The sequence below is a fragment of the Novipirellula herctigrandis genome, from assembly GCA_007859835.1.
Lineage (GTDB): Bacteria > Planctomycetota > Planctomycetia > Pirellulales > Pirellulaceae > Novipirellula_A > Novipirellula_A herctigrandis.
In genome coordinates this window covers 211938-225766 of the sequence record SJPJ01000002.1, presented here as the reverse complement: position 1 = coordinate 225766, position 13829 = coordinate 211938, and the positions used below count along the sequence as shown (strand labels likewise).

At 51.9% G+C, this 13829-nt stretch carries 10 protein-coding genes and 1 tRNA gene; 8 read left to right on the top strand and 3 right to left on the bottom strand.

Translation table 11 applies throughout. From position 1 onward, the window contains the following. Nucleotides 1–450 precede the first annotated feature (450 nt). A complete protein-coding gene (locus CA13_RS31650; protein ID WP_146404122.1) occupies nt 451–2259 on the top strand; it encodes a hypothetical protein in 1809 nt (602 codons plus the stop codon). Here the strand turns inward: CA13_RS31650 and CA13_RS31645 are convergent. Further along, on the bottom strand, nt 2256–2501 hold the full coding sequence (locus CA13_RS31645; RefSeq protein ID WP_419195221.1) for a WYL domain-containing protein: 246 nt from the start codon (nt 2499–2501) through the stop codon (nt 2256–2258). The two genes, CA13_RS31650 and CA13_RS31645, sit on opposite strands and share 4 nt — an antisense overlap. Before the next feature lie 400 nt (nt 2502–2901). On the opposite strand from CA13_RS31645, the gene CA13_RS31640 reads away from it, so the two are divergent. Together CA13_RS31640 and CA13_RS31635 are read left to right on the top strand one after the other, a co-directional pair. After that, nucleotides 2902–4815, top strand: coding sequence for a hypothetical protein (locus CA13_RS31640; RefSeq protein WP_146404121.1), 1914 nt, complete (start codon nt 2902–2904; stop codon nt 4813–4815). 150 nt (nt 4816–4965) lie between these two features. After that, complete coding sequence (locus CA13_RS31635) at nt 4966–6528, top strand: glycoside hydrolase family 5 protein (RefSeq protein ID WP_146404120.1); 1563 nt, start codon at nt 4966–4968, stop codon at nt 6526–6528. 71 nt (nt 6529–6599) lie between these two features. Here CA13_RS31635 and CA13_RS31630 read toward each other — a convergent pair whose 3' ends face one another. Beyond that, nucleotides 6600–7268, bottom strand: coding sequence for an RNA polymerase sigma factor (locus CA13_RS31630; RefSeq protein ID WP_146404119.1), 669 nt, complete (start codon nt 7266–7268; stop codon nt 6600–6602). Nucleotides 7269–7486: 218 nt separating this feature from the next. Between CA13_RS31630 and CA13_RS31625 the strand changes: the two genes are divergently transcribed. From CA13_RS31625 to CA13_RS31605, 5 genes are all read left to right on the top strand, one after another. Then, nucleotides 7487–8062, top strand: a complete 576-nt coding sequence (locus CA13_RS31625; RefSeq protein ID WP_146404118.1) for a sigma-70 family RNA polymerase sigma factor — start codon at nt 7487–7489, stop codon at nt 8060–8062. Continuing rightward, on the top strand, nt 8059–10017 hold the full coding sequence (locus CA13_RS31620) for a serine/threonine-protein kinase (protein WP_146404117.1): 1959 nt from the start codon (nt 8059–8061) through the stop codon (nt 10015–10017). The genes CA13_RS31625 and CA13_RS31620 overlap by 4 nt, the downstream gene beginning before the upstream one ends. Nucleotides 10018–10069: 52 nt before the next feature. Then, nucleotides 10070–10143 (top strand) — tRNA-His (locus CA13_RS31615). 133 nt (nt 10144–10276) lie between these two features. Beyond that, nucleotides 10277–12190, top strand: a complete 1914-nt coding sequence (locus CA13_RS31610) for a sodium:solute symporter family protein (RefSeq protein WP_146404116.1) — start codon at nt 10277–10279, stop codon at nt 12188–12190. Between the two features lie 8 nt (nt 12191–12198). After that, on the top strand, nt 12199–13242 hold the full coding sequence (locus CA13_RS31605) for a glycoside hydrolase family 130 protein (protein WP_146404115.1): 1044 nt from the start codon (nt 12199–12201) through the stop codon (nt 13240–13242). 198 nt (nt 13243–13440) lie between these two features. Here CA13_RS31605 and trxA read toward each other — a convergent pair whose 3' ends face one another. Beyond that, nucleotides 13441–13770 (bottom strand): thioredoxin, encoded by a 330-nt coding sequence (gene trxA / locus CA13_RS31600; protein WP_146404114.1) that lies wholly within the window; start codon nt 13768–13770, stop codon nt 13441–13443. Between the last annotated feature and the right edge of the window lie 59 nt (nt 13771–13829).

Genomic DNA, 13829 nt, shown 5'->3' with positions numbered 1-13829 from the left:
GATCGTACTTTGATTGACCGGCGGCTTGGCATTGTGAAAATGTCTCTCGTGAAGTGTCGCTAGCAGTGTCCGAAAGGTTCTTCCGTCTAGAAACGCATGATTTAGAACCATGTACCGCAAAAAAAGTTCCCTCGGTGACCGCAATCGGGTGAGAAAATGGGGCTAGAAGGCCGCAAGGCGAACCTTTTCGCTGATCTGTTGTCGCAGGGGCACACCGGACGGTCGTGAGTGTTTATCATAGGCGGAAACTGGCCGTATTGTACAATGCGCTATGTTGAATTCAGGAGAAAGGCCGTCGAATCGAATGATTGTTTCGGACTTTTCCGGATCCAGAGGAATAAGTCGAAATTGAACTGGACATAATTTCACATTTGTAGGGGGCGTCCCCCTGAATCGGGTGTTTCGCGTTCGTTATTGCCGCCTTCAATCTTGGCGGAGGGTTAATTGATCATGTTTACCAAGCCATTTTTCTCATTGAATCGCCTCCATTTGGGCGAGCTTCGACGATGGACTCCGTCCCGTGGTGTGCAGATCGCATGTTGTTTTATTGGCATGACGTTTACGGGGATGCATGTCAGTTCCGTCCATGCTCAAGGTCCCGGTTCGCTGCCCAGTGGGCAGTTAGCCGATCCGTCCTCCGTTGCTCGTACGTTGATCAAATCGATTGATCTCGGTCCGCTGCTCGCGCCAGTCGATCCCGCTTTGGAGGATGATCGGCCGATTTTGGAACAGCAGGTCGAAGAGGCATTCAACCTGGGCCGAATCGAGACCTCACTCGCACTCTTTCATGGACACTTGGCGGTTGATTTCGATAAAGCAACTGCCGATTTGGAAGAGATCAAATTGAGCCCGGTCGTGAATACAGTTAATGATTCGCCAAAGCGGCGACCGACTTGGCAGTTGCGATGGGGCGTTTCGTTGGCCGTCCGTGGTGACATCGTTGAAGATTTGAGTCCGATTACCGAGAGCACCTCGAAAGCATCTGGAATGGGCGGCGGGAGAGGCTACGGTGGTTCGGATTACGGTGGATCAGATTACGGCGGATCAGATTACGGCGGTTCGGATTACGGTGGACCAGACTACGGTGGTTCCTCTGGCATGGATTCCTATGGGCCCGAGTCTTATGGCTCAAGCTCGTATCCGGGAAATGACCCCTACGGCAACAATCCACCAGCTGTCGAGCCTGAGAAAGAGGAAATGCTCAGCACGACCGCGGACGAACGGTTGACCGAGACGCTTGGATTGGTTGCCGAAGTGGTTGGTCAGGAATTCGTGACTCGCTTTTCGGACGGCAACTTTGGATTGGCATTGTCGAGCATCGTTCCGGTCGAACCCGAGTCGGAGCCGTCGGATCCGAATAGGCCTGGTGGATTACCCGGTCAAGGTCGGTCCATGGCAGAACAGCGAGCAGGTATGTCGCAAAATGGTTCCTATGGCCCGCCCGATGGCTCCTATGGCCCGCCCGATGGCTCCTATGGCCCGCCCGATGGCTCCTACGGCCCGCCCGATGACTTGTACGGTTACGAAAATGGGGGCTCCGATTACGGAGATATGCAGGATGGTTCATACGGTTATGGCAATGAGGGTTCAGGTTACGGTGGTATGCCGGGGGCGAACCAGCCTCCGCAACCCGTCATCGAAACGCTTAGTGTTGGTGAAGGACTTGAACCCTTTCCGATGTGGCAAATCGGACTCGTGTATGTTGGTGAAGTTAACTCCGATGATGCTCTTAGAGCGGCCAAGAAAAATGGCATTGACTTTCTTCTGCACTTCGATGTCGTTTTGAAAGAAGTCAAAAGCAGTCGTTCGCCCACCGCCAAAGGCATTACTCAAAATATCTCTCGATGCCGTTTACTTCGAGTAGCCGATGGCAAACCACTCGTTGTTTCAAAGGCGTTGGATAATTTTGAAGTCCAGCGTGTCAAGGCACCCAATCGCGAGTATGTCAAGGAGCAATTGTCGAGCTTGTTCGCAGTCATTGACAAGCAGTATTCGATCACCGATATGCCTCCGTTGACTTCCGATGTCGCTCGTCGCCGTGTGACTTCGATGATGGGGGATCGAAACGCCAAGAGTCTCGCGACACTGGCGGAAATTCGTTACTACCAGTACCGCGAACTACTCACACCCGAAGAAGTGGAAAATGCGTTCTATATTATCGGTGGTGAAGATGCGATGAGAATGCTGCATGCCACCGAAGAGATGAAATTGGAAACGGTTCACAAATGGGCCAACGAACAACTCAAAACCAGAAACTAGGACGAAATTGCAACCGGCATCATTACTTCCGATGCAGGAACTAAACGAACGTTCTTGCAACGTGAAAGTTGGAATTGACGTGGTGCTTCCCGGCAAAGACACAGTCCCAAAAAGCGATAGCTCCCCATGAATCGGATCGGGCTGACGATGCGGTGCGTTTGGGTTCCTTTCGCATCGGCATAATCCATTTCGATGACGTAGTTGTCACAATCTTGCATGGCTCGGCGAAGTGAAGTATTCATGGTTTCCCCCATTGAAAGCAGTGAAATTGAAAACAGTGAAATAGAGAAAGTGAGATCGAGAAGCGGACGCGTTGTCAGGACAATGCAAGTATTCGAGATGGGTATGACAAGTCTGGTCACAGGCAGCGAGACTTTTTGGTTTTTTTGATTTTCGACCTTTTCTCTTGCCCGTTTTGGGGATTCAGGGAACCGTGCCAAAGCCCCTGGCTTTCCTGTTTTCTCTATTTGTTCGTTAGCTGCCCATCTATCCCCAACAAATGTCTCTTTACTGTTGGGTGGTTTTCTCGCTATCATCCGTGAAACTATCCACGCTATGCGGGCCCCTGACGGGCAGTCGACGCGCCAAACAACGGCGGGTTCCGATAGCAGTTCTAAATGCGATTGATCAAGGATTGAGGCAATGGGCGGAGTCCCCGTGCTACTGCTAGCGGCTGCGATCGGTGTCACTTACGGTTGGCAACCCGATGGTGGCGACGGCGTCGAGTACATCATTCAAGTTCCACCGGACCAAATGGAGCAACTGCGGCAAAGTGGCGAGATCAGCAGCCGAATTGATCCTCGGGTGCAAGGTCATGTCTCTCGAGTGGTGATTCGTGTTGGGAATGGGCCGCTACCTCGCAGCACGCCCTCAACGATTGCTCGACTTCGCCATGACGAGCCGATAGCGACTCCAATGGAAAGCGAATCGACGGTTGCAGGTTTGAACTCGCTGCGCGGCTCTTCATCGGTAGATCGATCGATCGACCGAGCGGTGGATTCGGGGGATCAAGCCTTGATTCCGATTCCCGAGATGAATGATTCGCTTGCCTATCGTCCCGTTCCCGGGACGCGCACACGAACGACCTACAGTTCGGCGAACGTCCAAAATGTCGAAACCGAATCGATGATGAAGCCGGATGCGAATGATCCTATGGATAGGACTGGAATCAGCCTGCCACCATCGCTTCAAGAGGCCGCCAACTTGGCCAACGACAAAATGAACCAAGCCGGCAATGCCGTTAAGGATCAAATGAAATCGACGTTTGGCTATCCCGGCCAACCGCGTTTGAACGGATCGCAAAACTTGCCTCAACATCCTTCGGATCTGACTGCTACTAAGAACAACACAAATAGCAGCAACGCAAACAATCAAGTGCCGGCTTTCACAGGCATGGAACCGACCGCAATGACTCTCCGTGGTGGTCCGACAACCGATCCAACTAACCCACAGGAGACTTCGACGACGAGTCCTTGGTACAACCTGAATCGGAAGAAAGGCTCGACCGCTGAAAGCTTGCCCCCGAACACGAATGCTTTGCCAGATAGAACGGCATCAAACTCTCAAAGCGATTCTTCGATGGGCGTAGGGCCCAATGGGTTAGGGACAACGCCGACTTTCGGTTCGCTCCCGGCCGCGATCAAACAGTCGCAAGCCACTTCGAGACCGGTTTCCGATACCTCTTCGGCCGAATCTCAGGCTTATGCGCGTCAGCAACAGCAGGCGGAGCTCTACCAACAGCAGCAGGAGTATGAACGCCAGAGGCTCGATCAAGAGCGCGAGCTTGCTCGTCAGGCTCAATTGCGACAGTTGCAGCTTCAACAAGAACGACAGTTGGCTGAACGGCAAACGCCATCGACAAATACCATTGCTAACGCAGTAGGTTCGCAGAACAACTCAGCACAAAACAGTACATCGCAATACACTAACACAGACCCCCGGTTGTCTCGCAGTCTTGCAGCGACTCTGCCGCCGAACGGATGGACGTTCGATGTGTATGGCCAACCGCTTGACCGCGAAGGTCGTCGATTGGATCAATATGGTCGGTTGATTTCGCAATCGGAACTACGTGTTGCCGACCGCAACAAAACGGCCGCACCACCGAATTCTGTGCAATCAGCGAATTCTGTGCAATCACCGAATTACGGTAACGCGATACCAGGCACGGCGAATTCGCCTGGCTATCCATCGAATTCGATGAACGCCAGCACCCCTCAAACCAATTTCGCAGATGTCGGCTTGGGGGCAGGCTCAGGCCAATCATTCCCAAGATCTGACTATGTCGCATCCCCTTCGGATTTCAATCCCAATCGCCCGACGGGGGCGTCGTCATCACGCAATGATTCGCCCATGAATGCTTCGGATCAATCGGAAGTATCGAGCAGTCGATCGGAGACGTCGCGGAAGACGGCCACGCAACCGCTCAATTGGATTTTGTTCGTCTCGATCGTCGGTAACGTCTATTTGTTGATCTGGATGAAGAATCTTCGGCATCAATTCCGCGATCTCGTCTCCGCAAAGCGGATGGGCCAATCGACGAAATCCTCACCGATCTAAGTCGATTACGCTCGGCGTTGAATCGCTAGCTAGCCTGCCACGGATTCAGTAGTACAATGTTGGACAAGCGGACTCCGGATACAATCCGGTATGCCGTCGTCTTGCCCCACCTGAATCCCACCTTGCCATTGTGCAGAAAGGCTGTCCGCGATGAATGGTATCTTGCGCTGCGGAACGATTGCCATCGTTCTGGTTCTTTACTCCTTAAATTCCCCAGTCGTGACTCATGCGCAGACGGCAACGAAACCGTCGGTCGGTTCGGGTGTAAGCGATCTTCCCGAGCCAACGCCGCACAAGTTACCTCGATGGCGAGGTTTTAACTTGCTGGAAAAGTTCTATTTGTCCGGAACCAATCCACCGTTTCAAGAAAGCGATTTCAAGTTGATTCATGAGCTTGGGTTCAACTTCGTGCGGTTGCCAATGGACTACCGCGTTTGGATCCAAGATGGCGATTGGAACCAATTTAACGAAGCCCAACTCAAAGACATTGATCAAGCGGTCGCCTGGGGCAAGAAGTATTCGATCCACGTGTTGGTCAATTTCCATCGAGCTCCTGGCTACACCGTTGCAAAGCCTGCTGAACCGACTGTGTTGTGGACTGACGCCGAGACGCAGCGAGTTTGTGCGAAGCATTGGGCCATGTTTGCCAAACGATATCGGGACGTGCCGAATCAGTACCTTAGTTTTAATCTATTCAACGAACCATCGGATGTTTCCACGGAAGATTACTTGGCGGTCGTCAAACAAATGGCCGAGGCGATTCGCAGTGAAGACCCCAAACGCCTGATTTTGTCGGACGGACTGAGTTGGGGAACGAAACCGATACCTGAGTTGGCCGAACTCGACATCGCCCAAGCGACTCGCGGTTACACGCCGATGGATGTGACGCACTACCAAGCAAGTTGGGTTAACCTTCCCAATACTGTCCCACCACAATGGCCTCGGTGGCTAGCCTATGGAACCCTGTACGCACCCACCAAGCCTGAAATGTCACCCGACGCGATGGGCCCAATAACGATTCAGGGTGACTTTCAAGCGGCAACGCCGATGCGGTTGCGAGTCGGTACCGTTTCGTCTCGTGCTAAATTGGTCGTGAAAGCGGACGGAGAAGCGATTTGGGAGAAAAGCCTTGTTTGCGGGCCTGGAGAAGGTGAATGGAAAACGGTGCAGTTCATGGAGCAATGGAATACCTACCAGAACATCTATGACCGCGACTATGAAATGGTTATCCCTGCGGGGACAAAGCAAGTCGAGGTAATGGTGGCCGAAGGGGATTGGGCTTCGATTACTCAAATTGGGTTTGGCAAAGACGCACATCTCGACGTGGTAGATCTAAGAACCGAGTGGGGCAAACCGGTTGCCAAAGGCACTTACGATCCGCGCAACCGTGATATGCCATTCCGTTTTGACGTTTCCGAAAACGCTAACTGGCTATGGGACACCACCATCGTTCCATGGAAAGCGGCAAGTGAACAAGGAGTGGGGGTGATGGTTGGCGAATTTGGTTGTCACAATCGAACGCCACACGATGTAGTGCTTCGTTGGATGGAAGATTGTTTACAGAATTGGGAGCGAGCCGATTTCGGTTGGGCGTTATGGAATTTTCGAGGGTCCTTCGGTGTGCTTGACAGCGGTCGAGACGACGTTGAGTACGAAGAATTTCATGGCCACAAACTTGACCGAAAAATGCTCAACCTATTGCAGAATTATTGATTCATTTGATTGCTTTTTTGCTGCCTTTTGCTCCGCCCATGGCGGCACACTGCAAGCTAAGACAAAGACATTCAATTCAAGATCAAGCTACTTTCCTTCATGACTTCGGCCATCGATGTTTCATCCGGGGCCGTTTTGCCACCAATGTAGCCATCAAGTTCGTTCCGTAGCTTTGCGCGTGCTCGCGACAAACGGCTTCGTACTGTTCCTGTCTTTACCTGCAGTTGCTCAGCGATCATTTGGTAGTTATACCCCTCAAATTCACGCAGTATCAAAATTCGGCGGTGGTCCTCATCCAGTTTCGAAAGTGCATCGCGAACCCGTATGCAATCTTCCACTCGCTCGGCAATATCCACGGGCGGTATTTGCTTTGGGTCGGCGGTTTGATCATGGTGCTTTGTCAAAGCGTCCATTGAAAGAACGTGGCGGCCCTTGTTCAGATAATTCCGGCGTGAATTTAGTGCAATTCTGTAAAGCCATGTATAGAATTGGGCATGATTGCGAAACGAATGCAGGTGGCGGTAAGCGTTTAGGAATGCGTCCTGAACGATGTCTTCTGCCAATTCATGACATCCGACTTTGTTCCAAATCGACATCGTCAATCGCTCCTGGTAGCGAGCCACGATGGTGTCGTATGCCGCTTTGTCGCCCATCAGTGTCGATGCGATCAACTCGCTATCGGACTGAGAAAGGTAAGTGGATAGATGCGAATGGCTTTGGAAATCGGTCGTCGATTGCATCGTAAAACTCTGCTAAAGTAGAGTGCTGTGTGTGAAGAGGCCTTTCGCGTTGTTCGCGTCGAGGGCCTTCAAGGGGATACGCGGCGCGATAAAGAGTTGTCCGCAGGTCTAATTTTTAAAAATTCGCAACTCTTTTTATTTCCGCGAGAACCAAACGAAGCCTTTATGGCAGCCACTCTCAGGCACCGCGAGTTCAACACATCTATAGGCCGTACCCAATGAATCCGGACGAAATCGATGTCGCCGCGACTTTGTCCGATGTTGCCGACGGTGACAAAGACGCTGCGGAGCGTTTGATGCCGTTGGTTTATGACCGATTGCGGTATCTCGCTCGTAACATGCTTAGCCAGGAAGCTCCCGGTCACACGCTCCAACCGACTGCGCTTGTCAATGAAACCTATTTGCGGATGGCGGACCAAACGCGAGTCAATTGGCGAGGCAAGACGCATTTTTTTGCGATTGGTGCGAAGATGATGCGGCGAATTTTGGTGGATCACGCGCGAAGCCGAAAACGGATCAAGCGAGGCGGTGAGGCACAACGGATACCGCTCGAAGACGATTTAAAAGTAACAATGCGAAACGACGAAGACGTGCTGGCTGTCGAAGCCGCATTGACGAAGTTAGGCGAAATCGATTCGCGCCAAGCCGAGATTGTCGAACTTCGGTTTTTTGGCGGATTGACAATCGAAGAAGTAGCCGAAGTGATCGGCGTTTCGAAAAGAACGGTTGAATCGGAGTGGACAATGGTTCGTGCATGGCTTCGTCGCGAACTATCGGGTGAGACAGCGTCTTGAACACGAAACAGCATCAACTTGTCAAAGAGTTATTCATCCAAGCGGTCGAGCTGGAGGCGTCCGATCGTGATAAGTTCGTCCAAGAGCGTTGCGCCGATGCGCCTGAGATTCGCCGCGAAGTGATGTCGCTGCTTGGTCATCATTTCCAGGAGACATTGTTAGCAGATCCGCCACCTTCGGAAACAGCTACTCAACGCGAGTCCGCCGCTCGAAGTGGGCCCGTCCATCAGCCCGGTACCGTTCATCAGCCTGAGGCTGACTACCCAGCTGGGACCGTTCACCAACCAGATCGGGGCCGCGTTTCAAAACCCGTTCGACGAGCGGTTTCTCACGCATTGCCGAGTGACGCTGATCCCTATTTAGTGCTCAGTGATATTTGGGAAGACAATCGAAATATTCTGCGTCGGCGGCTAATCGTCATTGCCTATGTGATGTCGGGGTTGATTATCCTGTCGATGTTTCGACTTCTCACCTACCGTTATGCAGCGTATGGCTACGGTGTCCGCATTGCAGGTTTGGTCGTGACACTCGGATGCGGCCTTGTGCTACAACGAAAACGTGATTTGTCGCTTGCCCAAATTCGATTTGCTGAATGGGCTGTGTTGACGGTTGTCAGTATGTTGTTGGTGGTGGTCAGCACTCGCCTGTTGCTCGATGCGTCCGCGCTCGCTGATGCAATAATGATCATCAGTATCAATAATTGGAATTGCTTTTCATGGTCATTGGTGATCCTGATTTACGGGATCTTCATGCCGAACACGTGGCCACGTGCCGCCGCAATCCTGCTCCCTGCGGTACTCATACCATCGCTCGTGACGAAGTTCTCTGGGTGGATTGATCCGAACGTTTCGGTACTTCTTGCTCTTGATGATTACGGTCAACCGATTCCGGGAGCTTTGCTTGCCGCTTGTATCGCAATTTACGCGGCTCATTTGATACACGGGGCTCGCTTAACCGCATTTCAGGCTCGGCAATTGGCTCAGTACCGAATTACTCGGTTGATTGGCCAAGGTGGGATGGGACAAGTCTTTGAAGCGGAGCATTTATTGCTCAAGAGAAATTGTGCGGTCAAGCTGATTCAACCCGAACGAAGTGACGACGATCGAGCGCTTGTGCGATTCGAACGGGAAGTGCGTTCGACCGCAAAACTAACTCATCCGCATACGATCCAAGTCTATGACTTTGGGCAAACCAAAGACGGCGTCTTTTTCTTTGCGATGGAGTTGTTGCCCGGGATGAACCTACGGCAAATCGTCGAGCTCTCCGGTCCACTGCCTCCGGCGCGAGTGGTTCACTTCCTGATGCAAGTTTGTGCAGCACTTCAAGAAGCTCACCAAGCCGGTTTGATACATCGTGACGTTAAGCCTGCGAATATTTTTGCTTCCGAGCGAGGAGGGATTCTCGATTTTGGAAAGTTGCTCGATTTTGGAGTCGTTCGACAAATCGATCTTGACGCGGCCGCGGAGGCGGCGAAATTGCCTCAAACAGTCGAGTCCGCTCTGCGGCGACCGGCAAGGGGGATTGCCGGGACGCCCGAATATATGGCGCCAGAGCAGATTGCGACGCCCGATTCGATTGACGCTCGAACCGATTTGTACAGCGTTGGTACCGTCGCGTACTACTTGCTTACGGGGCAAACGCCACTATCACGGGAAACGGCTTTTGAAACGATGATGGCTCAATTGAACCAGATGCCCAAGCGACCCTCAGAGCTGCGACCTAATATTCCAGACGATTTAGGGCGAGTCGTGATGCGGTGCCTCGCGAAAAACCCGGCGAATCGCTACGGGTCAGCCAGCGAGCTTCAGCTGGCTCTGAGGCAGTGCGAATGTGCTGGAAAATGGACACAGCAGTTAGCAAGTGCGTGGTGGGGGGAATATGCGGCCCCGAAAATGCCGACTCCGCAAGATTTGGAAAACCCTTTGATACAGGCCGTTGACCAACAAGAGGGCTGAAGATAAATTTACCTTTTCAAGGCGTGGGAGATTATCTCTTTTCGTCGATGCGGTGGTTGTAGCTCAGTTGGTTAGAGCGTCGGATTGTGGTTCCGAAAGTCGGGGGTTCGAGTCCCCTCATCCACCCCTTTCTCAAGTCCTGCCGAATTTTATCGCGACTTACGGCACAAAGTGATACCGATGACTTTGCCCGTACGACGTTCTGATTCAATGCCAAAATTAGTTTAGGATTTTGGCCTGCTAGGAAGGTCTACCGACAATGATTGGACGGCTTGTCCTCCCTCTGATGTTGATCGCGGAAAACGATCCATCAACCGCGATCTCGCTCCACTGGATCGATGTCGTCATCATTGTCAGTTACTGTCTGTTGATCTTGGTCGCTGGCTGGGTTCTTTCCAAACGTGCTTCCGAAGACATTGATTCCTATTTTTTGGCGGGCAAAAGTTTGCCATGGTGGGTAATCGGTACGTCGCATGGGGCGAGCGGCTTCGACATCGCCGGAACGATGTGGTTCGTTGCGGCGTTCTTTACCTATGGCGTCAAGAGTGCATTCATCCCTTGGATTTGGCCACTGTTTGATCGAGTGTTTCGGCAAGTCTATTTGGGGCCATGGATTCGAAAGTCGAATGTACTGACCGGTGCGGAATGGATGAAGACACGCTTCGGCACTGGGCGGGCGGGGAGGTTGTCGCACATCAGCGTTGTGGTTTATGCGATTGTCGTTTCCGTTGGGTTTCTTTGTTTGGCTTACGAGGGAATTGGTCGATTTGCAGTTGTGTTTTTCCCATGGGATTTGTCCATCGGGGTAATGTCGAGTGCGGATTCCTATGCGATCGGGATCTTGGTTTTCACGTTGGCCTACCTGCTCCTAGGTGGATGGTATAGCGTTGTGCTGACCGACTTGATCCAGTTCGCAATTTTGACGGTAACATCGGTTTTTATCGCCTACATTGCGATGAGTCACGTTTCACGCGAAGCATTGGATGCGGCAACCCCAGAGGGTTGGGACAGTTTGCAGTTGGGCTGGCAAATGAATTTAGATTGGAGCGGACATATCGAAGGCCTGAACGAAAAGATCAAGTCCGATAACTATGACTGGTTCGGTTTGATTATCGCAATCATGTTCGGCAAGGGGTTGATGGTCAGCATGGCGGGGCCAACTCCGGGTTACGGAATGCAGCATCAATTATCAGTCCGGAATGCTCGTGAGGCTGCATTGGAAAATTGGTGGATGTCGATTGTCCAACTGATACCGCGGTTCTTGATGATTAGTGGTATTGCCGTATTAGGATTAGTGTTCTTTGCGCCGATGGTCCGCGAGATGACGGCCGACGGCGGCAGTTTTGACTTTGAGCAAATTTTGCCATTTGTCATTCGTGAATTCGTACCGGTCGGCTTGACCGGTTTTCTGGTCGCTGGTTTGCTCGCCGCATTTATGAGCACGTTCGATTCAACCGTGAATGCTGGGGCAGCCTATGTGGTAAACGACATTTACAAACGTTACATCAACCCAAACGCTACGCCGCGTCGTTATGTCGTGATTAGTTATTTGGCATCGATCTTGCTTGTCGTCGTGGGGATCGCCTTTGCGCTTTCGATCGAGTCGATCGATGACATTACCAAATGGTTGACATTCGCACTCTACGGTGGCTACGCGGTGCCGAACATTTTGAAGTGGCATTGGTGGCGGTTTAACGGATATGGTTACTTCGCCGGTATGATTGCAGGCGTCGTTGCAGCGATCGGTTTCAAAATGCTTAACGAGGCGAACCTATTGCAAATCGAGGACATGTATTCATTCTTCGTGACCGCTCCGGTGGCAGCAGTCGTTTCGGTCGTCGCCACCTTGATGACGCCGCCCGATGACGAGGAGGTTCTCAAGAAATTCTATTACGACGTTCGACCATGGGGTTTTTGGGACCCGATTTACCAGAAAGTCAGAATGGATCACCCTAGCGTCGAGAAAAACCACAGCTTCGGGATGGACATGTTGAATGTTGCGATCGGAATCGTGTGGCAATTGATGCTGATTATCGTTCCGGTAGCACTGGTAATTCGCCACTGGGATATGTTCTTCGTTTCGCTTGGAGTATTGGCTGTTACTTCATTGATTATGAAATTCACTTGGTGGGACCGTTTGCACCAGTTTGATGAACACGTCGTCGTTGAGTGAGTATCACCATGGAAACACAGCCTCCAAAGGTCGTCCGTTGCCCGGCGAATCCCATTGTCACACCCGGGAAATATTCCTGGCGAATGGCGACGGTGTTTAATCCCGCGGTTCATTACGAAGACGGCGTCTTCACCATGTTTGAGCGAACCGCCGGGCAACTTCGCCCGTTCATTTGCTACATCGGAATGTTGCAAAGTCGCGATGGTGTCCATTTTGAACACGTTAGCGACCAACCTGTGTTTACGCCCGCGATGGCGGGCAGCGAACTTGGCAGTGTGCAAGACCCTCGTATCGTCAAAATCGACGGCGTCTATTACATGACCTATGCCTATCGACCCTTCGCTTGGGATTCACACCCAACGGGCGTCGGTGTTCCCGAGTCATTCGAGCCAAAGTGCGAGGGACACTCCGGTGATCCTACTGAAAATATGACTCGCACCGGCATTCTTCGGTCCGAAAACTTGCGAGATTGGAGCCATTACAGTTGGGCGACACCGAAAGAGATCGACGATCGTGATGTGATTTTGTTTCCTGGAAAGATCGGTGGCCGTTTCGCCGCGTTTCGTCGGCCGCTTCAGTTCGTTGGTGAGGCCTACGGAACGGCTCGACCTACTGCGTGGATTAGCTATTCGGAAGATCTGCATCAATGGTCACAGCCGGAATTGATCGACGTGCCACGATTCAAATGGGAAAGCAGTCGAATGGGGATGAGTACCCCGCCGATCAAGACCGAGCATGGCTGGTTGGCATTTCACCATGGTGTCGAGATGCAAGACGAAACAACGCGGCGGGTGGTGTATCGGCTCGGAGCAATGATGTTGGATTTAGAGGATCCAGCTAAGGTAATACGGCGCCCGGCGAATTATTTAATGGAGCCTGAAACGTACTACGAAAAATTTGGACTCTATATCCCAAACGTTATTTTTCCCACAGCAGCCGTCGCTGTGAATGACCGTTTGCACCTCTACTACGGTGTTTGCGATACGGCAATCGCCATGGCGACCGTTTCGTTGCAGGAGACAATTGATTGGGTGATGAGTGCCGACATTTGAGATCGCGGCCGCGGCGCGGTTATCCGTCCTTCTTTACACCAAACGATTCCCTGCAAGCTTGAGAGATTGCCTTGAGCGTTATAGGCGTTGGAGCACAGCATGCTCGGGGAAAGACGACTTCAGTCGTAACGCCAACGCAACAAATATCCGCCTGTCAGCCTCCGTCGGCTGACAGGTACGGATGTTTGTCAGAAAGAACTAGGCGATCGACGCATCGAGGGCTTGTTGTAGAGCCGCTTTTGGGCGAACCCCTACGAAGCTTTCCGAGACTTCGCCTTTCGCGAAAACCAACAAAGTCGGGATGCTACTGATTCCAAATTGTTGAGCAATACCCGGGTTCTCGTCGATGTTGATCTTACCGATTTTGACCGAAGGGTTTTCATTTGCCAATTCGTCAATCATGGGTGCGATTTGACGGCATGGGCCGCACCAAGGCGCCCAAAAGTCAACGAGCACGGGTGTGTCAGATTGAAGAACTTCGGAATCGAAGTTCTCATCAGTGAATTCTTTTACAGCGGCAGACGCCATGGGAAACTTCCTTTGTCAAAATCAAACGTGTTAAGGCTAATTTGTCTTATCGCCAACGC